The organism is Verrucosispora sp. ts21, assembly GCF_002879555.1.
Taxonomy (GTDB): domain Bacteria; phylum Actinomycetota; class Actinomycetes; order Mycobacteriales; family Micromonosporaceae; genus Micromonospora; species Micromonospora gifhornensis.
Map to the genome: position 1 here is coordinate 35,833 of NZ_PNOZ01000042.1, position 22,386 is coordinate 58,218.

Here is a 22,386-nt window from a genome sequence, read left to right on the forward strand (position 1 = left end):
AGAAGGCTCGACCGTGAGGACTCCGCGATGCTCGACCCCCGGCGGCACTACGCCAGTCTGCGCCTGGTGGCCCTGCTTCCCCTTGTGCTGTTCCTGCCAGCGGTGATCGCCTTCTTCGTGGACCCGGACGTCGCGTGGGGAGAGTACTTGGGCGTATTCTTCCACCTCTCGATCTTGTTTCTCGTATCACGCCTGCCGGCGGCACCGTGGGCCAAGGCCGCCGGCTACGGCTGGGTGACCCTCGACGTACTGGCCGGCATTCTGATGATCAACGCGGTCGAGTACGACACCGCCTGGGCGGTCCGTCTCGGCGGCCACGTCCTCGCCGGCGTCTGGATTGTCGCCAGTTCCCTGGTCAGCTACTCCTGGCCGGTCCGGGTGGTCGGCGTCCTCACCGGCCTCTGGCTCGCCGGATACTCCTTCGTCGGCACCGTGCTCGCCGAGGAGTTCCTACGCCCGGCCGGCATTCTGATCCTGGCCTGGTTCGCCCTCCTCGGGATCTTCCACCGCGACGAGCCAGGGCACCCGGCGACGCCGACCAGCCTCTCACCCGCCTGACCGACGACGGCCCCCCGGTGCCGAGCCCGGCACCGGGGGGCCGCTGTCACACCCCGGCGAGGGCTTCGGTGGGTGCCAGGCGGGAGGCGCGGATCGCCGGGTAGAGGCCGGCGAAGCCGCCGATCACCAGTGTGGCGGCGACGCCGCCGAGCGTCGCCCATGCCGGCACCACGGTCGGCCAGCCCTGGGAGAGTGCGTACCCGGAGGTGACCAGGATGCCGAGCAGCACCCCGCCGGTCCCGCCGAGCGCCGACAGCAGCAGCGACTCGGCGAGAAACTGGGTGCGGATCTGCCCCCGGGTGGCGCCGAGCGAGCGGCGCAGGCCGATCTCGGCGCGGCGTTCCAGCACCGAGATGACCATCGTGTTGGCCACCCCGACCCCGCCGACGAGCAGGGCCACCGCGCCCAGGCCGAGCAGCAGCGCGGTGAAGGTCTCGTCGGTGGCCTGGGCGGCGGCCAGGGCGTCCGACGGACGGGAGACGTCGACCTCGTTGGGCGCCTCCGGGTTGGCGGTCGCCCCGAGCACCGCGCGGACCGCCTCGACCTGGTCGGCCTCGGTACGGGTGTAGACGGTGGTGGGGTGACCGTCGAAATCCAGGTGTCTGCCCGCGACCGCCCAGCCGATCAGCGCCGAGCTGTCCAGTTCCGGCGCGAGTGGCACCGGAGCGAGGACACCGACCACGGTGAACCAGCGTCCACCCAGCCACACCTGCACATCCGGGCCGGCGGTCGGGAGCCCGAGCCGTTCGGCGGCGGCCGCGCCGAGCACCACGGCCGGGTACCGGGAGGTGGCCTCGTTGAGCCAAGTGCCGCTCGCCACCTCGGCCCCGACGGTCTCCAGCAGTCCGAGCTGCGCCGCCCGGACGGCGATGCCGCCGGTCTCCGCCGCCGGGATACGGTCGGTCCGGTAGACGTTGCCGGCGACCTGACCGGTGGCCGTCGCCTGGGTCACCGGCCCGATCCGGCCGATCATCGCCACCGCCTCGGGTGGAAGCTGTGCGTCGCCGCCGAAGAGGGTCCGCCCCGGTGACACGGTCAGCAGGTTGGTGCCGAGCGCGGCCAGGGTGCGGTCCAGTTCGGCGCGGGACGACGACGAGATCCCGACCACGGCGATCATCGCGGCGATGCCGATGGCGATGCCCAGTGCCGAGAGGAACGCCCGCAGCGGCCGGGTCCGTAATCCGACCGCGCCGACCCGGACGACGTCGGCCGGTGGCATCCGGGCCGGGGCGAGTCGGGGCGCCCGTTCCGGGGAGAGCACCGCCATCTCAGCTCACCCCGCTCGGCACCGGCCGCGAGTCGGCGCGCAGCCGCCCGTCACGCATCTGCACCTGGCGGGGCAGGCCGGCGGCGATCTCCCGGTCGTGTGTGATCACCACGACCGTGGTCCCGGCCCGGTGCAGCCCGTGCAGCAGGTCGAGCACGACCGTCCCGGAACTGGTGTCCAGGTTGCCGGTCGGTTCGTCGGCCAGCAGCACCGCCGGCTCGCCGACGACCGCGCGGGCCACCGCGACCCGCTGCCGCTCGCCGCCGGAGAGCTCGTGCGGCCGGTGCCCGAGCCGGTGCCCGAGGCCGACGCGGTGCAACGCGGCCTCCGCCCGCCGTCGCCGCTCCCGCCGGGGTACGCCGGCATAGAGCAGCCCGTCCGCCACGTTGTCGAGCACCGGTACACCGGGGGCCAGGTGGAACTGCTGGAACACGAAGCCGATCCGGGTGGCCCGCAGCGCCGAGAGCTGCCGGTCGGAGAGCCGAGCAACGTCGTGTCCGTCGATCAGCACCGTGCCCGAGGTCGGCCGGTCCAGCGTGCCGATCACGTTCAGCATTGTCGACTTGCCGGAGCCGGACGGCCCGACGATCGCCACCAGCTCGCCGTGACCGATCCGCAGCGACACGTCGGCGAGGGCGACCACTCCGCCGGCGTACCTCCTGCCGACCTGGTCGAGCACGATCACGTCCCCGGTCATCGCGGCATCCCGACGGTCATGCCCTCGGTGAGGCCGTCGCCGCTGACCTCGACCCGGCCCCTGGCGAACAGCCCGGTGGTGACGGCGACGATCCGGCTCGATCCCCCGTCGAGGATCTCCAGGCCGTAGCCGCCCTCGGCCAGCGCCAGCAGCGCGGCCACCGGAACGGTCAGCACGTCGGGTCGTTCGCTGACGGTGAAGGTCACCTCGGCGGAGGCCCGGTCAAAGTCGGCAAGCGCCTTCTGGTCGGCGACCGTGACGACCACCTCGATCTTCGTCTCGGTGTTCGTGTCGTTCGCCGCTCCGCTCTTGACGACGGTCCTGACCGTGCTGATCTTTCCCGCCACCTGCCGGCCGTCGGGCAGGGTGACCTCGACCGGCTCGCCCCGCTTGGCCAAGCGCTGGTCGTCGACGTCGAGCTCGGCGGTGACCAGCCGATCCGTGCCGGTGTAGGTGAGTACCGACTGCCCCGGTTGGACGGCCGCCCCGATCTCGACCTCGTGGCCCTCGACCCGGACCGGACCGTCGGCGTACGCGACGCGCCCCAGCTCGACGCGGCCCGTCTCGGGCACGCCGAGATCGTCCTGCCAGGCGCGGACCGCGTCGGCGGTGGCCCAGGTGTACTCGTCGTCGACGGTGAAGCCGGTGTAGCCGAGCGCCTTCAGGTTCCGCTCCAACTGCTCGACGTCCGGCCCCTCGACGCCGGGCTGGAGCGTCCGGTACGCCGGCACCTTCCCGTACAGCAGCGTCACCGGGTCGCCGTCGACGGCGTAGAGTGCCTTACCCCGCCGTACCGTGGCGCTGGTGTCCGGCAGGGCGGTGATCGTGCCGGCCAGCCGGCTGGCGGCGGTCCGGTTCGGGCCGTACCCGAGCTCGCCGTCGACGGTCTCCGCGTCGGCGAGGGTCTGCCGGGTGACGGTGGCGCTGGCGGCCGGCGCCGTATCGGCCTCGGCGACGTCGCCGCCCGCGCCGCCACCGACACCGGCCGAGGCGGCCACGCCGGCTGCGGCGACCACCAGCAGCATCACCCCACCGGCGACGGCGCTGATCCGGCCACGGCGGGCGGACCGGCTCACCGGCCGCCGCCGAGCTGGGGAACGTACTGCCGGCACTTCTCCGTCGCCGCCTGGAACGTCTCCAGGTCAGAGAATTGACTTCGATCGATCTGAATGCGGCCGTCCGGGGCCGGGTCCGGGAATTCCGGTACGCCGTTCTCCCGCAAGCACTTGGCCATCGCCCGCATCTGTTCGAGCTGTTCCGCGTTGAGCCGGGGCGCCTCGCCGCCGTTGGGCAGCAGCTTGCGGCACTTCTCCATAACGGGCTCGACCTTGCTCCGATCCACACTGCCGTCGAACGTCACCGCCCCGCCGCCCTCCACGGGGTCGGGCATCTCCACACCGTTCTCCCGCATACAGCGGGCGAACGCGAGTCGTTTCTCGGCGTCACTGCCGTCGGTCCCATCGCTCGCGGAGGCAGCGGGTGCCGCGCCGGCACCGCCGGCCGTGGCCACCCCGGTCCCGTCGTCCTGGCCGGCGCATCCGGCCAGGGTGAGCGCCAGCAGCACCGGGAGTAGAAGACTCCTGCGTCGCATCGTCGTTGTCCTTTCCGGCGTCCGGCGACCCTCGCCGGACGGTGCGTCCGACGGCAGCCGCCGGACGACCAGGCCAGTCCAACCGACGCCGCGTATCGCGGGCGTAACCGAAGACGTTTACGGCGGCGTTATCCCCGCTCACGGCACTATTGGCGGGTGCGAGTGCTGGTGGTGGAGGACGAGGACGTGCTGGCGGACGCCATCGCGGAGTGGCTGCGCCGGGAGGCGTTCGCGGTCGACGTCGCGTACGACGGGGACGCCGCGCTGGAGCGGCTGGGCGTGAACACGTACGAGGTGGTGGTGCTCGACCGGGACCTGCCGGTCGTGCACGGCGACGACGTGTGCCGGGCGATCGTCGACTCCGGCGGCGAGACCCGGGTACTGATGCTCACCGCCGCGGCGGCGGTACGCGAGCGGGTGGCCGGCCTCGCCCTCGGCGCCGACGACTACCTGGTGAAGCCGTTCGCGTTGGTGGAACTGGCCGCCCGGGTGCACGCGCTGACCCGGCGGGCCCGCCCGGCCGCGCCGCCGACGCTGCACCGGGCCGGGATCGTGCTCGATCCGGGGCGCCGCGAGGTGTACCGCGACGGCCGGTACGTGCCGCTGACCCGCAAGGAGTTCGCCGTGCTGGCCGAGCTGCTGCGCGCGGACGGCGCGGTGGTCTCCGCCGAGGAACTGCTGGAGCGGGCCTGGGACGAGCACATCGACCCGTTCACCAACGTCGTGCGGGTCACCGTGATGAAGCTGCGGCGGAAGCTCGGCGACCCGCCGGTGGTGGAGACCGTGCCGGGAGTGGGGTACCAGATCCGGTGAAGCGCCTCACCCTCCGCGCCCGGCTCACCCTGGTCTACGGCGGCCTCTTCCTGCTCGCCGGCATCGTCCTGCTCGGCGTCACGTACGTGCTGGTGGAACAGCGGACGTCGCAGTCGCTACAGACCGACTTCTCCGACCTGCGCACCGTGACCACCCCCCGCGCCCTGCCCACCGAGCAGGACTTCGAGCGGGTCCGGTTGTTGGTCCAGAACGTGCAGAGGGAGGCGAAACGGGACGCGTTGGAGTCCCTGCTTACCCAGGGCGGCCTCGCGTTGGTGGTGGTCTCGGCGGCGGCCGTCGCGATCGGCTGGTTGATCGCCGGTCGGGCGCTGCAACCGCTGCACCAGATCACCGGCACCGCCCGCCGGATCGCCGGCGCGGACTCCGCCGGGCGTGGGCTGCACGAGCGGATCGCGCTGACCGGCCCCCGCGACGAGGTACGCGAACTCGCCGACACCTTCGACCAGATGCTGGAGCGGCTGGACCGCTCCTTCGACGGGCAACGGCGGTTCGTGGCCAACGCCTCCCACGAGCTGCGGACCCCGCTGACGCTGAACCGGGCGCTGGTGGAACTGGCGGTGAGCCGGCCGGACGCCCCGGCCGAGGTACGCCGCCTCGGCGAGGCGCTGCTGTCGGTGAACGAGCGCCACGAGCGCCTGATCGACGGCCTGCTCACGCTCGCCGACTCGGAGAACGAGCTGACCGAACGCGCCGAGGTGGATCTGGCCGAGATCGCTGCGTACGTGCTCGACCAGGCCGGGGCGGCGTCGCCCGGCATCCCGGTGCGGCGGTCGCTGGATCCGGCCCGGACGGTGGGCGACCCGGTGCTGCTGGAACGCCTGACGTTCAACCTGGTCGAGAACGCCTTGCGGCACAACGTGCCGGTCGACGGCTGGGTGGAGGTACGGACCGGTGTGGTGGCCGGGCGCCCGACACTGGTGGTGATCAACACCGGCCCGGCGGTGCCCGGCTACGACGTGGAGACGATGTTCCAGCCGTTCCGGCGGCTGAGCCGGGAGCGGGTGGCCGGCGGGCGGGGCTTCGGGCTGGGGCTGTCGATCGTGCGGGCGGTGGCCCGGGCGCACGGCGGCACCGCCGCGGCCGAACCGCGCTCCGGCGGCGGTCTGACCGTCACGGTGACCCTGCCACCGGCCTGACGATCCCGCGAGGAGGCCACCTCCTCATCGTTGAACTCACTACTTCACGGAGAGCATCGGCGCATCCTCGTCGCTAGACTCGCGCCGTGGCCGCCGGAACACGTCCGCAGACGCTGACCATCGAGCTCGATCCCGAGCGAGCGCAGGCTCTGAGCGCTCTTTCGGAGCTCTACCACGCGACACCGGAACGAATGGTCACGTCATGGGCCATCTACCACATCGACCGCCTGCGTGCCGGGCAGACACCGGACAGCGTGCCATCCGGATGGCAGCCCGACGCCGACGCATGACGGACCGGAGGTGGGCATGAGCGTCCAGCGCCCCGGGGTGGAAGTGGTCACCTACGACGGCCTGCCCGCTGCGTCCGGCGGCGCGCACGGCCTGCGTGCGAAGAAACCCCGCCTGGCCTGGCAGGCCGTGCAGTCGTTCGTGGACGCCTGCGTCGACCCGGTCGGGGCCCCGGCGCTGACGCTGCGCCTCTGGAAGGGCGGTCCGCCCGACGTGTCGGAGCCGCTGCGGCAGTTCGCGGCGGCGACCCTGGGTGGCCCGCGCACGCAGGACCGGACGAGCACCGCCTGGCGGGTGCGCCCCGACGCGGTCGACCACGTGCTTGGCGCGATCGAGGACGCGGGTGTCGCAGCGGTGACCGAGCACGGGCATCCGCTGGCGTCGCTGGTCTGGGACGCCGAGGTCCGCCTCCTCGATGCGCGGACGGGCCAGCCGTACGAGGGGGTCTCTCCGCAGATGTGCGGCGGGTTCGCCGTCGACGGCTACGGCCGGTTGCTCGGGGCATCGGGGGTACGGGCGTCGGTCGGCACGTCCGCGTCGTCGCTGTCGCTCTGGCTCAGCCTGCCCGGGGACGAGCGCCTGGCGGAGGCGGCACGACGCATCCAGGCGCACCTCCCGGTCCGTATGTCGGCCAAGCACTGGCGTCGCTGGCACCTGACCCGGGACGGGTCCTCCTACCGGTCGACGAGGATTCCCTCGCCTCTCACCGGCTGAGCAGCCCCGCGCAAAGTCGTCTCGGCACCGGGCAGATCGCCTCGATCCGCCTGCGTCAGCGCCTTCCGCGGCGCGTCGGCTGCTTCAGCACAAGCTCGGCGGCCTCTGCCGGATGTCTCGCAACACCAGGCAAAGGGCGCTGGCCAGTGATTCACAGGATCGTGCGGAGGCCGGGCAGGCGGCGGATCGCCACGGCGGCGGCGACGCTGATGGCCATGCCGACAGTGGCGACGGCGGCGAAGGTGACCAAGGCGGGTAGGGCGGCGCGGGCGAACGCGAACTGTAGGGCGACGACGATCGGCAGGTGGACGATGTAGATCGTGTAGGAGCTGGCGGCCATGGCACGGGTGAGCCGGTTGTGGCCGGCGAAGACGTCCCGGAACAGGGTGAGCAGGCCGATGCTGAGGCCGACACACAGGAAGGTCTCGGTCAGGGTCCAGCAGGCCGAGGCCCAGGAGGCGCCGCCGGGGGCGAAGAACGGGGTGTCGGTGCCGGTCCAGAACAGTACGGCGGTGAGTGCCGCGCCGATGGCCAGCCAGGTGTACCCGGTGGAGCGGGGCAGCCGGGTGAGCCAGTCACGTCGGTAGGCGATGACGCCGGCGGTGAAGAACGCCGTGTACTGGGCGAGGCGGGCTGGTTCGGCCTGGATGAACTCGAACAGCGGCACCCACTGGTCGAGCGGGTACCGGATTCGGACGAGGAACACGACCGCGGCCAGGGTGAGGGTGAAGATGACCAGGCTGCGATTGTCGGGTATCCGGGTCGACGGGGTGATCGGGCGGACGCGGCGCAGTAGCCCGCCGAGCCAGCGGAACAGCACGTAGAGGGCGCTGAAGGCGAGCAGGTTCTGGATGAACCACAGGTGCCCAAACTGCAGGTCGGGCCAGATCGGCCCGGTCCAGTCGGCCGGCTGCGGGCCGAAGCCGAGGAACACGTCCAGGTAGTAGCGCGGAAACGAGATCGGCGGGTAGCCGCGGTACTCGCGGTAGTAGACGTACATCAGCGCCGGAATGATCGTGGCCGAGCCGACCAGGAACGGGATGCCGAGACGCTTGAGCCGGCCGCGCACGAATCCCCAGTTGCCCCTGCGGTCGGTGGCGCGGGGCACGAAGAACGCGGCGACGAAGAACAGCAGGCTCATCCGGAACGCCCCGCCCACTGCGGAGAGGGTGGCCAGGCCGGAGGCCTCCTGACCGCCTTTGAAGTACCACCAGTCGGCCGGCCCGTAGGCCTGAGCGGCGTGGTGGATCACCACCATGAGGATCATCGCGACCCGCAGGTTGTCCAGGTGATGCAGGTGCTGGGTGCGGGGTGCGGGAGGCTTGCCAACGACACTGGTCATGTGTTCAACGTACTGAACAACTGTTTAGCGTCGGATCGGGTGGAACCCCGAAAATCACCCCTGGGGGATGTCCCCCGAGGGCGGTGCCGGTGCGGTGGCATACGGTGCTGGCATGCGAGCGTCGCCGTCGGACCTGACCGGGCGGGCGCGGCTGCGCGAGGCGGCCCTGCGCCTGTTCGCGCAGCGCGGCTTCGCCGCCACCTCGGCCCGCGCGGTTGCTGCCGAGGCTGGCCTGTCACCGGCCCTGGTGATGCACCATTTCGGCTCCAAGGAAGGGCTGCGCGCCGCCGTCGACGAGGAGGTCTTGGCCCGGATCGGCGCTGCCCTTCGGGAGCGGGATCCGAGCGGCGGGGATCTGATGGGGGCGCTGGGTGAGGTGTCCGCGCGGATGTTCGGCGCCGACCCGGTGCTCCGCGGCTATCTGCGCCGGGTGCTACAGGAGGACAGCCCGGCCAGCGCGGCGCTGTTCGGCCGCCTTCTAAAGGGTGCGCGTACCGAGCTGGAGCGGCTGATCGCGGCCGAGGGCGGCCGCACGGACGCGGACCTCGAGTGGGCACCGTTCCAGATGCTGTGCCTGATCGTAGGCCCGCTGCTGCTGGAACCGGTCATGCAACCCAACCTGGACCGACCCATGTTCGACGCGCAGGTGCTGGCCCACCGCAGCGCCGCCAACCAACGCCTACTTCGACTGGGCCTGTTCGGCGTCGACCCGTCGACCGACGCACCGGACACCGCAACGCCTGCCCGGCGGCGGTGACCTCGGGCTGGGGGTCAGCCGTACGCCATCAACCGGCCGCGTTGTCGTCACCGGGTACCGATGAAGGCTTCTCGATGACGCTGCGCCCAACTCAGGAAGGTCGCTGGAGCACGTCCGAGCACCTTCTCCACGTCGTCGGTGACGACGGCGTTGTGCCCGGCGCGGGCCCAGGCGGAGCCGATGATGGTGGCTTCGACGGCGGCCGAGGGCATCCCCGAGGCGAGCAGTTGCTGACGCGCGACGGCCGGGGGAAGGTCCGTGGTGTCGACCGGGCGGCCGATGACCTGTGCGAGTCGGGTCGCCTGGTCGGGCACGTGGAGTAGTTCCGGCCCGGTGAGGGTGTACGTCATGCCGGCGTGCGCGGGGTCGGTGAGCGCGGCGACCGCGACCGCCGCGATGTCGCGGGGGTCGATGATCCCCTGCTTGCCCTCGCCGGTCAGGTTGGGTACGGGTTGGCCGGCGCGGATGAGGCTCGCCCAGTGGAGGAAGTTGGAGGCGAAGCTCGACGGCCGCAAGACCGTCCACGCCATGCCGCTGGCGCGGACGGCGTCCTCAGCCGCCTGGTGCCAGGCGCCGACGGTCACGGTGCCGAATCGTTCGCCGGTGCCGATCGCGGAGAGCTTCACCACCGAGGTGACGTGCGCCGACCGGGCTGCCGCCAGCAGCGCCAGATCATGATCCGGCGTCGGTGCCGCCGGAGCGGTGAGCAGGAACACGGAGTGCACGCCGGTCAGCGCGCGGCGCAGGGAGTCGGGGTCGTCGAAGTCAGCTCGTACCACGTCCGTGTCGGGTGGCAGCGGGTGTCCCGGTCGGCCTCGCGTCATCGCTCGAGCGCGATGCCCACCCTGTTGGAGGAGCTGCACGACGTGTCGGCCGACAGTGCCGGTGGCGCCGGTAACAAGGATCATGGCTGTCACGGTTCCAGGGGCACCGTGGCCGGATCTAGGAACTTTCGGCACAGCTCGATCGGGCTGCTGGGTTCGGCTCCGGGCCGCGACGTACGGTCTGACCATGGAGCGCGATGAGTTGGTCAGCCCGGAGGTGGCGCGGGCGCTTCGGCCCTGGTTCTCGGGAATCACGCTCGGGGCGCGGCCGGTGCTGCCCGACGCTCCGGCCGTACTGGAACAGCCCGATCACGGCACCCCAACCGCCAGCGGACTACCGGCCCTACGGTGACCGGAAGCCCTACGTGGTTGCCGAAACCCTTGCCGCACTGCACGGCCCGGCCGACGGCACGGTGACGCTTCCGCGTCATCTCGACTGGTCCGGGCACGCCGAGTATGACCTGAACCGGCCCGCACGCCTGGCCAGCATGTACGAGGTGGTGCTCACCGAAGCCAGTACCGTCGAGGACCTGAACACCTGGCTCAATGCCGACCTGCTGCGGCGGCTCTGGCCCACCCTGTGGCTGCCACCCCAGCTCCGCCAGCACTGGGAGGACGCCTTCCCCGAACTCGCCGCGACCCGCAGCAACGCGACGTAGCGGTGGACCCCTTCCACGAACCGCCCCGTTCGCCTGGCCCGCAGATCGAACATCAAACGGCCGCGTATCGAACGCTTCGGGTGCCGCAAATCGAAAGCAAGGGGCCTCGCAGATCGGAAGTGCGGCGGTTATGATGACGCCGTGCCCACACCGCGTCTGATCCCCCGCCACGCTGCCGCGCAGGTCAACGCTGCTCTGGCGGACACCCGCGTCGTCTTGATCAGCGGGGCACGCCAAGCGGGCAAGAGCACGCTGGTCCGCCTCGTTGCCGGCGATCGTCTGGCCGAGCGCCGCGATCTTGATCGGGCTCAGGACCGGGCGGCGGCGATCGCCGATCCGGTCGGGTTCGTGGACTCCTCCGAACTCTTGGTCATCGACGAGATCCAGCGCGCTCCGGAGCTCCTGTTGGCCATCAAGGCTGCCGTCGACGAGGATCCCCGTCCTGGCCGGTACCTGCTCACCGGATCGTCTCGGCTGTTCGGCATGGTGGCTGCGCCGGACGCGCTGCCCGGTCGGATGGAAACCGTCGAGCTCTGGCCATTTTCCCAAGGCGAACTCGACGGAGCCCTGGACGGATTCATCGACGCCGTCTTCGCGCTCGGCCCGGACCTGCGACACGAGTCGGACGTGACCCGCGCCGACTACGCGGCCAGGATCGTGCGAGGCGGCCTACCCGAGGCCACCGCCCGCACCGACCCGCGCCGCCGCCAACGGTTCCTCGACGCCTATGTCCAGGCGCTCATCGACCGCGACGTCCGGCAGTTGTCCGACATTCAGCACAAGGGCGAGCTACGCAGGCTGGTACGCCTCCTCGCGGCCAGGTCCGCGACCATCATCGCCGCGAACTCCCTCGAATCCGCCCTCGGACTGAGCCGGCCGACGATCGTCCGCTACCTCCAAGCCCTGGAAGAGATCTTCCTGATCAAACGGATTCCCGGCTGGTCCCGCAACCTCGGCACCCGTGCCACCGCCGCGTCGAAACTGATCTTCGTCGACTCGGGCATCGCCGCCAACGAAATCGCGACCGACGCCCGGGCACTGCTCCGGCCGGGCGCACCGTTCGGGCCGCTGCTCGAGTCATTTGTGCTGTCCGAGCTGTCCCGGCAGCTCACCTGGTCGGAGCAGTTCGTCGACCTGTCCCACTACCGTGACCAGAGCAGGTACGAAGTCGACGCGGTGCTCGAGAACCGAGCTGGTCAGGTGGTCGGGATCGAGGTCAAAGCAGCCAGCACCGTCGGACCCGACGACTTCCGCGGCCTACGCCGACTCGCCGACCGCCTCGGCGACGACTTCATCGTCGGCATCGTCCTCTATACCGGAACCGCCACGCTGCCGTTCGGCGACAGACTCCGCGCCATGCCGGTCAGCGCCCTATGGCAGGTTTCCACCTCGACAGCAGACTGACCTCGCTCGCAGGCCGCTCCCCAGCCGTCAGGGGAGTGGGCATGCCCTCAACCGGGCGAAGGCGGTGGTGTGGCAGCGACGAGCAGGGCGAGTTCCCGGACCAGGTATCCCAGGGACTGACCAGTCTGCGCGCGGACCAGTCCGAGGGCGAGGTCGGCGAGCAGGTAGAAGCCGAGCGTGCGGGCCTGGTCGGTATCGAACGACGCCAGCAGCGCCTCCGCGCCGGCGAGGTCACCGCGGTGGCGGGCGGCGATGACCCCGGCGGCACGCTGCACGAGGTCGGCGGCGACCGGAACCGGGCCGGTCACGCCGGTCAGAGCTTCGGCGCGGCGGCGCGGGCGGCCTCGAACCGGGCGGTCACGTCGGCCCAGTCGACGAGATTCCACAGCCGGTCGACGTAGTCCGGGCGTACGTTGCGGTACTGCAGGTAGTAGGCGTGCTCCCAGGCGAGGACGCCCCAGCCGGAGCCCTGCACGCTCTTCGTAGCCGCGGAGAGCTGACCGGCGAAGCCGTCGAAGGAGCCGAAGTGCTCGTCGATCGCGGCAGCCAGCTCACCGTCGGGGCGGTCACCGCCGTGCGGGGACAGGTTGTTCCAGAAGATCGAGTGCAGCACCTGCCCGGAGAGGTTGAACGCGAACGTCTTCTCCAACCCGACCAGCGCCGCGAAGTCACCCTTGTCCCGGGCCTCGGCCAGCTGCTCCAGGGCGTCGTTGCTGCCCTTGACGTACGCGGCGTGGTGCTTGCTGTGGTGCAGCTCCAGGATCTCGCCGGACATCGCCGGCTCCAGCGCACCGTAGTCGTACGGCATGTCGGGCAGAGAGTAGACGGCCACCAGCAACTCCTCACACCATCGTCGTCGCAGAGTGTGCTCCAGCTCGTCGCACGACGGCTGCCGGGGTCCTGCGGCCGCCACAACGAGAACTCGTGGAATGCCTGTTCTCCCGGTCTGAACGCCTTCCGGGTGCGACATCACGAGGCGGACTCCGGCCAGGCCGAGGGTCAACGAGCGTAGGAACGCCAGCCAGCCGGAGCCGTCCTCGTCGGAAGCGACGTCCAGGCCCCACACCTCGCGTTGGCCGTCGACGGCGGTCGAGGTGTTGGCCGGGGCGGCGGCTGTGAGCGTGGGGCGTGAGTGGTTCAGATGATGACGCGGATACCGGGCCAGCGTTCGGTGGGGCGGTGGCGGGCGAGTCGTTGGCGGGAGGTCTCGGGGCTGACTCTGGTGGGGTTGGGTCGCCATATGCCGTCGAGGAGGTCGTCGAGGCCGTGTGGTGCGCAGACGGCGATGTGGTCGTGTGGGTCGAGGCGGATGGCCACGGCGGTGGCGTATTCGGGCCAGGTGGCGACTGCTTCGGCGATGCTGCGCAGGGGCGGCACCGGGCCGGTGCCAAACTTCGCCGGATACCAGGTGTGTACGGCGGCTTGGTTCTTCGCTTCCCAGGGTGGTTCCGGCCAGGCCGCCACCAGCCGTTGCGTGGCGCGGTTGTCGTTGTCGCGGCTGAGGTCCGTCGGGTCGAGGAAGACGACGTCGACGTCGCGTACCGATGACGGGTCGAAGCCGTTGCCGTACCGCTCGGCCCAGACGAGGTCACGGATGGTGCCGGCGCCGATCCAGGCGTCCGGCAGGGCGGAGTCCCGCACGATGTCCAGCGCCCGGTTCAGCCACGGGCTACGCCGAACAAAGTCCCGCAGTTCGTCTTCCCGCAACGCATCCCCCTGGGTCCTCAACGCGGCCCGGGTCGCCGTGCTCCGCGCGATGATCTGAGCGTACCTGCGCTCTATTCGTCCGCGAGATGGCGATTTTCCACGGCCAGGGCATTGCCATTGGGGAGTCGGGACAACCTCCCGGTGGCCCGGGACGGGCGTCCCTGGTGACCGGGTCGGTCGGGCCAACAGACTTCCGATACGAAACGGCCGCTGCCGCCCTACCGGCAGACGACCGGCCTTCTTACCGAAGCGTGACGAGGAGTCGAGGTTCGATGCGAGTACGAAAGAGTGTGGCGGTCCTGAGTGCCGTCGTGACCGGATGGGTGATGGTCCTGGTGGCGGCGCAGCCGGCGTCGGCGGCACCCTACTGCAACGTCCCGATCCCGCCGCCGGCGTGTGGTTACGAGCCGCCGGAGGACCCGCCGCCGCCGTCGGGCTTCGTCCCGGTGCTCGCCTTCGACGGGGCACGGCAGACGGTGTCCCGGGACGGGGTGCACGTCTGGGGTTGGACGGCGGACAACGACGCGCCGACCACGGCGCTGACCGTGAACATCAGCATCAACGGCACGCAGGTCCGATCCATGGTCGCCAACCAGCACCGGCCCGACGTCGCCGCCGCCTACCCGCAGTACGGTGCGGCACACGGCTTCGACGTGGTGCTGCCCGCGTCGGCCGCAGGAAACAACGTCTGTGTGACGGCGATCAGCGTCGGCGGGGGAGCGAACAAGTCCGTCTGCCGTCAGATGGACGACATCGTCGAGTTCATGGCGTACGACATCAACTACGACATCGCTCGGGCGCAGCTGCTCGGAACGTCACTTCAGCAGTTGGACAAGGTGACGAACCGCAACGACACGTCGTTGCAGCAGTCCACCGAGATCAGCGGTTCGAAGACGGTGACGGAGACCGAGGGCTGGTCGGACACCGCCGGGGTCAAGGTCTCGGTGTCGACCGCCATCAGGGCCGGCTTCCCGATCTTCGCCGACGGCAAGGTGACGGTCACGGCCGAAGGGTCCTTCAGCTACACCCAGAACGGTTCCACCTCGCGTAGCCGTACGGTCTCCTGGCGGCAGCCCGTGCTGGTCCCGGCGCGATCGATCGTGGAGGCCACGGTCACCGTCACCCATGCGAACATCCGGGTGCCGTACACGCTGAGCGGCGATTACATCTACCGCAGCGGTGCGCGGGCCGCCGGAACCGTTGGCGGCATGTTCGCCGGCGGGAACAGCGAGAACGTCCAGGTCAACCTCAAGCAGTACAACCTGGACGGCTCACCCGCCCTGGCGCCGGCGACGCAGCCAAAGGCCACGCTACTCAAGATCAGCTAAGCGTTTCGGGTGCCGAGCGAGTTGGTTGCCGTGGCCGCGCTAGTCGCGACGGCAGCCAGCATCGGCTCGGGAGTGTCCACAAGTACGAATATCTCGCGGCCAACGATCGTAACGACTGGCCGCCGGGGTGGGGCGGGGCGACCGGGGGGAGGTCCCGACCCACCCCGACATCGTATTGACTGATTCCTTGCTTCCAGGTGTACACAAAGGAGAGTGAGATGAGCCTGGTCACGGGCGAGACGGACGGCGGCATCCTGCTGATCGCCAACGACGACACCTTCGCACACACCTACCCCGACCTGCGGCGACTGCTGGAGGAGCAGGCCGAGGGCGACCCGCTGCGCGGCGCGGTGGAGTTCTTCGACTTCACCGGTCGGCGGCTGGTCCCCGGTTTCGACCGGCAGTGGTGCCTGACCGACCTGCAGCCGAGCAGTGAACCCGCCGATCCGGCGGCGGTGCAGCGCCGCCTTCAGGCGGTGCTCGATCACCTCGAACGGTTCCTCAAGTCCGACTCGGAGTCGGGGGGCGGCTCCCGCGTCGACGGTGCTGCGACGGTGCGCGAACTGCCGGCGCTGGACGGCACGCTGGCCGACGCCATCGAGAAGATGCCCTGGCACGAGCCGGGGAAGGGAACTGCCGGCAACTTCCTGCACAACGCCATGCACGCCGCCGGTTGGGCGCACTGACCGGCATCGTCGACCAGGAGGCCGACCGTGACGCCCGCTGAGGGATCCACAACGACTCGACGCGGCCTGCTGGCCGGTGCGGCGGTGGCGGTGGCGCTACTCGTCCTGGTCGGCCAACTTCTTCAGCGGGACCCGCTGCTGTTCGGCCCCAGCACGCTGACCGCGGTCTTCGCCGCCGCGTTCACCGCACTCGGCGCCCTGGTGCTGGCCGGGGTGCCGGGTCACCCGGTGGGCCGGCTGATGCTCGCCGCCGGCCTGGTCGCCACGGTCGCGGTGCTGGCGCTGAGCTGGTCGTCGTGGCTGCCGCTGGCATGGCTGGGCCAGTGGCTCTGGTGGCCGCCGTACACCCTGGTCATCCTGGCCCTGCTGGTCTTTCCCGACGGTAAGCTTCCCGGCCCGCGCTGGCGGGTCGTGGCGGGCGGCCTCATCGGGGCCGGCGGCCTGACCACCGGCGCATTCGCCGTCGCCGCCCTCGACGACCCGCGCGGCCTGCTGCTCGCCGGTGAGCTGGCGGCGACCGGGCGGGCGCAACTGTTGGTACGCATCGCCCTGCTGGCGATCGTCGTACAGGTGCTGCTGGTGGTGGCGGTCCTGGTGTCGCTGGCCAGACGCTGGCACCGCGCGACGGGCCAGACCCGTCAGCAGCTGGCCTGCCTGCTGGTGGCGGGTGCCCTGTTCCTGCTCGGCGGCGTGCTCGACGCGCTCAACCTGGCCGGGGCCTGGGCGCTGATGGTGGTCGCGATTCCGGGCGCGATGACCCTCGCCGTGCTGCGTTACCGGCTCTACCAGCTCGAACGCGTGATCAACCGGACGTTGGTCTGGCTGGTGATGAGCCTGCTGGTGATCGCCGGCTTCGTGGCCATCGTCGCGCTGCTGCGGGACCTGGTCGTCGGCCCGGACACCTCGAACGCCTCCCTGGTCGCCACCGGCCTGATCGCGATCACCTTCGAGCCGCTGCGCGGTCGGGTGCAGCGAGGCGTCAACCGGCTGCTCTACGGGGACCGCGACGATCCGTACGCGATGCTGACCCGGCTCGGCAGCCTGCTGGAACGGACCGGACAGCCGCACGCGGTGCCGGCGCTGCTGGCCGACACCATCGCCAGGTCACTGCGGGTGCCGTACGTGTCGGTCGAGGTGGACGACGCCGACGGAGGTGACCTGCCGGACGGCGGCGCGGCACACGGCACGCCGACCACCTCGATGGAGCGCTTCGACATGCTCATCCACGGCGACCGGGTCGGTCAGCTGGTGGTGGCCCACCGCCGTACCGGTGACCGGTTCACCCCGATGGAGCGTCGGATCCTCACCGACGTGGCCCGGCAGGCCACCGCGGCGGTGGCGACCGCCCGGCTGATCCGTCAGCTCCGCCAGGCGCGGGAGGGACTGGTCCTGGCGCGGGAGGAGGAACGCCGCCGGCTACGTCGGGACCTGCACGACGGGCTCGGTCCCACCTTCGCCGGCATGTCGATGCAGGTACGCGCGGCGAGCAAACTCGCCACCGGGACGCCACGGCTGGAGCTGATCCTCGACCGGCTCGCCGACGACCTGCGTACCTGCACCGCCGAGGTACGCCGGCTGGTGGACCAGCTGCGGCCGGCCGCGCTCGACCAGGGACTGGAGTCGGCGCTGCGGGCGGAGTGCCGGCGCTTCGACGGCCCGCAGCTCGGGATAGACCTCACGGTCGACGGCGACCTGCGGACCCTGCCCGCGGCGGTGGAGGTGGCGGCGTACCGGATAGTGGCCGAGGCGCTGTCCAACGTGGTACGCCATGCCCACGCCAACCGGTGCGAGGTCCGGGTCAGTCGCGGCGACGGCCTGCTGGTGGAGGTGGCCGACGACGGAGTCGGACTGGCCGGCCCGCGGCCCGGCGGGGTGGGTCTGGACTCGTTCCGCCATCGGGCGGCAGAACTCGGCGGCAGCTGTGAGATCACCGCCGGGGCGCAGGGTGGGACGCTGGTGCGGGTCCGGCTGCCGTGGGTCGAGGACGAATAGCCGCCGGACGGCGGGAGAGGGGTAAGCATGTCGGAACAGGCCCGCGTGCTCATCGTCGACGACCATCCGGTGGTACGCCGTGGCTTGCGCACGATGCTGGAGGGCGAGTCCTGGGTGGCGGAGGTGCTGGAAGCGGCCTCCTGCGCCGAGGCGATCGCCGCGGTCGCACACGAACAGGTCACCGTCGTGGCGATGGACATCGCGCTGCCGGACGGTGACGGCGTGCAGGCGGTCGGTCAGATCCTGCGGCACCGGCCGGAGACCGCGGTCGTGATGCTGACCATGGCCGACGAGGACGAGCTGGTCGCCCGTGCCCTGCAGGTCGGTGCCCGGGGCTACCTGCTCAAGGACACCGACCCCGATCTGGTGGTCGATGCGCTGCGGACCGTGGCCGGTGGGGGCGTGGTGCTGGGGCCGGGGATCACCGCCGCCGCGTTGGGCCGGGCGCAGCCGACGGCGGTCAGCCTGCCGCCGCCCTTCGACCGGCTCACCCCGCGCGAACGGGACATCCTGGCGCACCTGGCCGGTGGTGAGGACAACGCTCAGATCGCCCGCCGTTTCGGGCTGAGCACGAAGACCATCCGGAACCAGGTCTCGGCGATCCTCGGAAAGCTCGGTGTCGCCGACCGTGTGCAGGCGGCGCTGCTCGCCCGGGACGTCGGCATCGGCCCATCGTGACCGCCCACAAGGGCTGGAAGCGCGCCGACATCGAACTGCGATCGGAACTGCCATTCCCACCTCGCTCGTACCCGCAGGTCGGCTCAGACGAGGTTCCTTCGGAGTCGCTTGTCGAGCGCGACCACGGCGGCGGCTGCGGCCCCGACCGCGAAGATGCGCAGCCAGACGTCACCGCCGATCGGCGCGGTGTCGAAGATGCTGTTCATCGCCGGCAGGTAGGTGATGGCGAGCTGGGCCACGGCCTGCAGCAGTACGCCGCCCAGCACCCAGCGGTTGGTGAAGAAGCCGATGCGCCAGGCGGAGTGCACGAGCGAACGGCAGCTGAACAGGTAGAGCATCTCCACCACGACGAAGAGGTTGAGCGCTGCGGTCCGTGCTTCGGCCACACCGGCGCCACGACGCTGCTCCCACTCGAACAGCAACCAGGCGCCGGCGACGAGCAGCGCGGCCACCAGCGCGATCCGGGCCACGAGAGCGCCGGTCAACAGTGGTCGTCGGGGGTCGCGGGGCGGCCGTCGCATGATGCCGCTCTCCTTCGGCTCGAAGGCGAGCATCAGGCCGAGCAGGACGGCGGTGGTCATGTTGATCCACAGGATCTGGGTCGGCAGCAGCGGAAGGGTCGCGCCCAGGACGATGGCCACGAAGATGACCAGACCTTCACCGAGGTTCGTCGGCAGCGTCCAGACGATGAACTTGATGAGGTTGTCGAAGACTCCACGGCCCTCTTCGACCGCGGCCTCGATGGTGGCGAAGTCGTCGTCGGTCAGCACCATGTCGGCGGCATCCTTGGCGACCTCGGTCCCGCTACGCGCCATGGCGATGCCGATGTTGGCCTGCCGTAACGCCGGGGCGTCGTTCACCCCGTCGCCGGTCACCGCGACCACGTGCCCGCGCCGCTGGAGCGTCTCGACCAGCCGCAGCTTCTGCTCCGGGGACACGCGCGCGAACACCGTGGCGCGGTCCACCGTCTCCGGGAACCGCTCGGCCGGCATTGTCTGAAGGTCTCTGCCGGTGAGCACCCTTCCCTGCTGGTCGTCACCGAGAATGGCGAGGTGGGTGGCGATGGCAGTGGCCGTCGCCACGTGATCCCCGGTAATCATCTTCACGCCGATCCCGGCGTCGTGGCAGGCGCGTACCGCGGGCGCGGCGGCACTCCTGGGCGGATCCAGCATCGCCTGCAGGCCCGTCAGGGTCAGCGTGCCGGGCAGGTGATCTTCGTTGAAGTCGCCGGACTCCCCGTCCCGACGTACGGCCGTCGCGAGCACCCTGAGCCCCTGGCTGGACAGCGCCTCTGCGCAGCGCAGCGCCGCCTCGGCGTCGAGCGGGCGGGTCGTCCCGTCGCCGCTCATCTCCGTACGGCACATCGCCACGATCTGCTCCACGCTGCCTTTGGCCAGCACGATCTCGCGCCCGGAGTCGGGTTCGCGGTGCAGGGTGGCCATGTACTGCCGCTCCGAGCTGAACGGGATCGTGGCGGTACGCGGCAAGGTGTTGTCGAGCCGGTCGCGGTCGATCCCACCCTTCCCGGCGACCACAAGCATCGCCCCCTCGGTCGGATCACCGGTGATGAACCACTCGCCGTTCTCCTCGCGTACCCGGGCGTCGTTGCAGCCTGCGCCCGCCAGCAGAGTCCAGCGCAGGGACTCGCTCGTCGCCTCGTCGGCCATCGCACCGGAGGGGCCACAGATTTCTCCATCGGGGCGGTAACCCGAGCCGGTCACGGAGAACTCGCCGTCCGGCGTCCAGAGCACCCGTACCGTCATCTGGTTCTCGGTCAACGTGCCCGTCTTGTCGGAACAGATGACCGTGGTGCTCCCCAGCGTCTCGATCGCCGGCAGGCGGCGAATCACCGCCCGCCGCCGCGCCATCCGCGTCACGCCGATGGCCAACGTGACGGTGACGGCCGCCGGCAGTCCCTCCGGAATCGCCCCCACCGCGAGCGCGATGGCCGCAGTGAAGGTTTCGGTCGCGTCCTGACCGCGCAGCACACCGACACCGAAGGTCATCGCCGCCAGGACGAGAATGGCCACCGTCAGCACCTTGCTGAACCAGGCAAGCTTGCTCGTCAGCGGGGTCGCCAGGTTGTCGGCCGCGCCGACCAGCCGGTGGATCTGCCCCAACTCGGTTTCGGTGCCGGTGGCCACCGCAATGCCAGCACCACTGCCCGCCGTGACCAGGGTGCCCGAGTAGACCATGTTGCGGCGGTCCGACACGGCGGTGACCTCGGGTAGTTCCGCCTCGTCCTTGGTGACCGGAACCGACTCGCCGGTCAGCGCCGACTCGTCCACCCGCAGTTCGGCCAGGCGGACCAGGCGCAGGTCCGCCGGCACCTTGTCGCCCGCCTCCAGGACGATCAGATCCCCGGGTACGAGTTCCTCCGAGGCGATCATCCGCTCCTGCCCCGCCCGCACCACCCGCGCCTCGGTACGCACCATCGACCGCAAGCTGTCCAGCGCCGCCTCAGCCTTGGACTCCTGCACATACCCGACCACGGCGTTGACCAGCACGACACCGAAGATGACGCTGGCGTCCACGTACTCGTGGAGGAACGCGGTGATCACCGCAGCCGCCATCAACACGTAGATCAGCGGATTGTGGAACTGCCGCAGCGCCCGGCGCAGGAAGCCGCCGCCCCCGGCGGCAGGCAGCAGGTTGCGCCCGTACCGTTCCAGGCGACGCGCGGCCTCGTCCGTGCTCAACCCACGGCGCGGGTCCGTTTCGAGCAGCAGCACCACCTCATGGGAGGACATGGCGTGGTGCCCGTTCTGGCGCGGTGACTCGGCCGGCTCTTCAGAACCCACCGCCACCTCGCAATCCGACATCGGCTCAGGCGCACCCGGGCCGGGTCATCGTGGCCGGAAGCAGCGCACTCCAGCCCGAGCCGTTGAGAAAATCCTCTGCCAATGCACCGTCAGACGACCGACAAACAGCGCAAAAAGGTTAGGCAGTCGGGTTGCTGTGAGCGGCACGACGTGGGGATGTTCTTGCTGAACTGGCAAGAAAATTTGGCGGTCCGCGCCGCGGCTGCCACCATCGTCGGACCTGACGACAGGAGCGGGGGACTGGCTGTGGCGCATGACTTCGACAAGGCGTACTGGGAGCAGCACTGGCGGCAGGGTGATGGTGGCCGTCCTGGCTCCATGAGCAGCAAGCCGCCGAACCCCTATCTGGTGCGTGAGATCGGCACCCTGTCGCCGGGTACGGCGCTGGACGCGGGATGCGGGGCCGGTGCCGAGGCGATCTGGCTCGCCTCGCAGGGCTGGCAGGTGACCGCCGCCGACATCTCCTCCGAGGCGCTCACCCGCGCCGCCGAACGCGCGGCGGCGAGTGGCGTTTCCGAACGCCTGACCTGGATCGAGGCGGACCTGAGCCGCTGGGCACCGCAGGCCCGCTTCGATCTGGTCACCACCCACTACGCCCACCCGGCGATGCCGCAGCTGGAGTTCTACGACCGCCTCGCGGAATGGGTGGCACCGTCCGGCACCTTGCTGATCGTCGGCCACCTACACCCTTCCACCGCCCCCGACCAGGGCCACGACCACGAGCAGGGTCACGGCCATGATCGGGGGCACGGGCATGGCCACCAGGTCGGGGAGCGTCCACCCGCCGAGGCGTCGGCGACCGCCGCAGCCATCACGGCGCGTCTGGACGAGACGGCCTGGGAGATCCTCACCGCCGAGGAGGGTCAGCGCACCCTCACCGGTCCGCGCGGGGAGATCACCCTGCACGACGTCGTGGTACGCGCCCTCCGCCGCCCCTAACCATCCGCTCTCCCCACCCACCCCACCCCAGGCGTCGCCTGACCTCGTCGATCTTGCACTTACCGTCGCGACAAAAGGGTGCTAACTAGGCGATTTCGGCGACCAGAAGTGCAAGATCGGCGAATCGTCGGGCGGGCAGGCGGCGCGGTGAGGGCGGGGTGGG

General features: G+C 70.7%; 23 protein-coding genes and 2 pseudogenes. 14 read left to right on the forward strand and 11 right to left on the reverse strand.

All coding sequences use genetic code 11. The features are described from left to right. Positions 1–27: 27 nt before the first annotated feature. Complete coding sequence (locus C1A38_RS18960) at positions 28–558, forward strand: hypothetical protein (protein WP_102659128.1); 531 nt, start codon at positions 28–30, stop codon at positions 556–558. Between the two features lie 46 nt (positions 559–604). Here C1A38_RS18960 and C1A38_RS18965 read toward each other — a convergent pair whose 3' ends face one another. The 4 genes from C1A38_RS18965 to C1A38_RS18980 are packed head-to-tail and all read right to left on the reverse strand — an operon-like array spanning position 605 to position 4,113. After that, positions 605–1,825, reverse strand: coding sequence for an ABC transporter permease (locus tag C1A38_RS18965; RefSeq protein WP_102659105.1), 1,221 nt, complete (start codon positions 1,823–1,825; stop codon positions 605–607). 1 nt (position 1,826) lies between these two features. Continuing rightward, entirely contained in the window at positions 1,827–2,522 is a 696-nt protein-coding gene (locus tag C1A38_RS18970) for an ABC transporter ATP-binding protein (protein ID WP_102659106.1), read from the reverse strand. Further along, positions 2,519–3,598: a peptidoglycan-binding protein gene (locus tag C1A38_RS18975; protein ID WP_102659107.1), complete on the reverse strand. Its 1,080-nt coding sequence runs from the start codon at positions 3,596–3,598 to the stop codon at positions 2,519–2,521. Before C1A38_RS18975 ends, C1A38_RS18970 begins: the two co-directional genes overlap by 4 nt. Beyond that, on the reverse strand, positions 3,595–4,113 hold the full coding sequence (locus tag C1A38_RS18980; RefSeq protein WP_233196904.1) for a hypothetical protein: 519 nt from the start codon (positions 4,111–4,113) through the stop codon (positions 3,595–3,597). Before C1A38_RS18980 ends, C1A38_RS18975 begins: the two co-directional genes overlap by 4 nt. A gap of 156 nt (positions 4,114–4,269) precedes the next feature. Between C1A38_RS18980 and C1A38_RS18985 the strand changes: the two genes are divergently transcribed. The 4 genes from C1A38_RS18985 (at position 4,270) to C1A38_RS19000 (ending at position 7,085) form a co-directional block, all read left to right on the forward strand. Next, positions 4,270–4,926 (forward strand): response regulator transcription factor, encoded by a 657-nt coding sequence (locus C1A38_RS18985; RefSeq protein ID WP_193386288.1) that lies wholly within the window; start codon positions 4,270–4,272, stop codon positions 4,924–4,926. Next, positions 4,923–6,083: a sensor histidine kinase gene (locus C1A38_RS18990; RefSeq protein ID WP_102659109.1), complete on the forward strand. Its 1,161-nt coding sequence runs from the start codon at positions 4,923–4,925 to the stop codon at positions 6,081–6,083. Before C1A38_RS18985 ends, C1A38_RS18990 begins: the two co-directional genes overlap by 4 nt. Before the next feature lie 86 nt (positions 6,084–6,169). Further along, positions 6,170–6,373, forward strand: coding sequence for a hypothetical protein (locus tag C1A38_RS18995; RefSeq protein ID WP_102659110.1), 204 nt, complete (start codon positions 6,170–6,172; stop codon positions 6,371–6,373). A 16-nt stretch (positions 6,374–6,389) separates the two neighbouring features. After that, positions 6,390–7,085, forward strand: a complete 696-nt coding sequence (locus tag C1A38_RS19000; RefSeq protein ID WP_102659111.1) for a hypothetical protein — start codon at positions 6,390–6,392, stop codon at positions 7,083–7,085. A gap of 151 nt (positions 7,086–7,236) precedes the next feature. On the opposite strand, the gene C1A38_RS19005 is transcribed toward C1A38_RS19000, so the two are convergent. After that, positions 7,237–8,427, reverse strand: a complete 1,191-nt coding sequence (locus C1A38_RS19005) for an acyltransferase family protein (RefSeq protein ID WP_102659112.1) — start codon at positions 8,425–8,427, stop codon at positions 7,237–7,239. 112 nt (positions 8,428–8,539) lie between these two features. On the opposite strand from C1A38_RS19005, the gene C1A38_RS19010 reads away from it, so the two are divergent. Further along, a complete protein-coding gene (locus C1A38_RS19010) occupies positions 8,540–9,184 on the forward strand; it encodes a TetR/AcrR family transcriptional regulator (RefSeq protein ID WP_102659129.1) in 645 nt (214 codons plus the stop codon). Between the two features lie 47 nt (positions 9,185–9,231). On the opposite strand, the gene C1A38_RS19015 is transcribed toward C1A38_RS19010, so the two are convergent. Beyond that, positions 9,232–10,197 carry an NAD(P)H-binding protein gene (locus tag C1A38_RS19015; protein ID WP_353505527.1) on the reverse strand — a complete coding sequence of 322 codons (966 nt, stop codon included), beginning with the start codon at positions 10,195–10,197 and terminating at the stop codon, positions 9,232–9,234. Here C1A38_RS19015 and C1A38_RS31415 point away from each other — a divergent pair. From C1A38_RS31415 to C1A38_RS19025, 3 genes and pseudogenes are all read left to right on the forward strand, one after another. Further along, a complete protein-coding gene (locus C1A38_RS31415; RefSeq protein WP_199180254.1) occupies positions 10,196–10,360 on the forward strand; it encodes a hypothetical protein in 165 nt (54 codons plus the stop codon). The genes C1A38_RS19015 and C1A38_RS31415 overlap by 2 nt on opposite strands. Next, a pseudogene (locus C1A38_RS19020) lies at positions 10,320–10,667 on the forward strand (hypothetical protein); the annotation flags it as partial. The gene C1A38_RS31415 and the pseudogene C1A38_RS19020, both read left to right, overlap by 41 nt. A 141-nt stretch (positions 10,668–10,808) precedes the next feature. After that, positions 10,809–12,071 (forward strand): ATP-binding protein, encoded by a 1,263-nt coding sequence (locus C1A38_RS19025; protein ID WP_102659114.1) that lies wholly within the window; start codon positions 10,809–10,811, stop codon positions 12,069–12,071. Between the two features lie 47 nt (positions 12,072–12,118). On the opposite strand, the gene C1A38_RS19030 is transcribed toward C1A38_RS19025, so the two are convergent. From C1A38_RS19030 to C1A38_RS19040, 4 genes and pseudogenes are all read right to left on the reverse strand, one after another. Beyond that, a complete protein-coding gene (locus C1A38_RS19030) occupies positions 12,119–12,379 on the reverse strand; it encodes a superoxide dismutase (protein WP_102659115.1) in 261 nt (86 codons plus the stop codon). Positions 12,380–12,384: 5 nt separating this feature from the next. Continuing rightward, positions 12,385–12,903: a superoxide dismutase gene (locus tag C1A38_RS30900; protein WP_102659131.1), complete on the reverse strand. Its 519-nt coding sequence runs from the start codon at positions 12,901–12,903 to the stop codon at positions 12,385–12,387. A 132-nt stretch (positions 12,904–13,035) separates the two neighbouring features. Next, positions 13,036–13,152 (reverse strand): annotated as a pseudogene (locus tag C1A38_RS31420) (transposase); the annotation flags it as partial. 56 nt (positions 13,153–13,208) lie between these two features. Beyond that, positions 13,209–13,778: a nucleotidyltransferase family protein gene (locus C1A38_RS19040; RefSeq protein ID WP_102659116.1), complete on the reverse strand. Its 570-nt coding sequence runs from the start codon at positions 13,776–13,778 to the stop codon at positions 13,209–13,211. 272 nt (positions 13,779–14,050) lie between these two features. On the opposite strand from C1A38_RS19040, the gene C1A38_RS19045 reads away from it, so the two are divergent. The 4 genes from C1A38_RS19045 to C1A38_RS19060 all read left to right on the forward strand — a co-directional run bounded on the left by C1A38_RS19045 (position 14,051) and on the right by C1A38_RS19060 (position 18,462). Further along, positions 14,051–15,106 (forward strand): ETX/MTX2 family pore-forming toxin, encoded by a 1,056-nt coding sequence (locus C1A38_RS19045; RefSeq protein WP_158244915.1) that lies wholly within the window; start codon positions 14,051–14,053, stop codon positions 15,104–15,106. Between the two features lie 218 nt (positions 15,107–15,324). Further along, complete coding sequence (locus C1A38_RS19050) at positions 15,325–15,792, forward strand: hypothetical protein (protein WP_013731390.1); 468 nt, start codon at positions 15,325–15,327, stop codon at positions 15,790–15,792. Between the two features lie 27 nt (positions 15,793–15,819). Then, positions 15,820–17,784 (forward strand): sensor histidine kinase, encoded by a 1,965-nt coding sequence (locus tag C1A38_RS19055; RefSeq protein ID WP_233196906.1) that lies wholly within the window; start codon positions 15,820–15,822, stop codon positions 17,782–17,784. A 27-nt stretch (positions 17,785–17,811) separates the two neighbouring features. Beyond that, positions 17,812–18,462, forward strand: a complete 651-nt coding sequence (locus tag C1A38_RS19060; RefSeq protein WP_102659119.1) for a response regulator — start codon at positions 17,812–17,814, stop codon at positions 18,460–18,462. A gap of 83 nt (positions 18,463–18,545) precedes the next feature. Here C1A38_RS19060 and C1A38_RS19065 read toward each other — a convergent pair whose 3' ends face one another. Beyond that, a complete protein-coding gene (locus C1A38_RS19065) occupies positions 18,546–21,212 on the reverse strand; it encodes an HAD-IC family P-type ATPase (protein ID WP_102659120.1) in 2,667 nt (888 codons plus the stop codon). 318 nt (positions 21,213–21,530) lie between these two features. Between C1A38_RS19065 and C1A38_RS19070 the strand changes: the two genes are divergently transcribed. Then, complete coding sequence (locus tag C1A38_RS19070; protein WP_102659121.1) at positions 21,531–22,223, forward strand: class I SAM-dependent methyltransferase; 693 nt, start codon at positions 21,531–21,533, stop codon at positions 22,221–22,223. Positions 22,224–22,386: the final 163 nt, after the last annotated feature.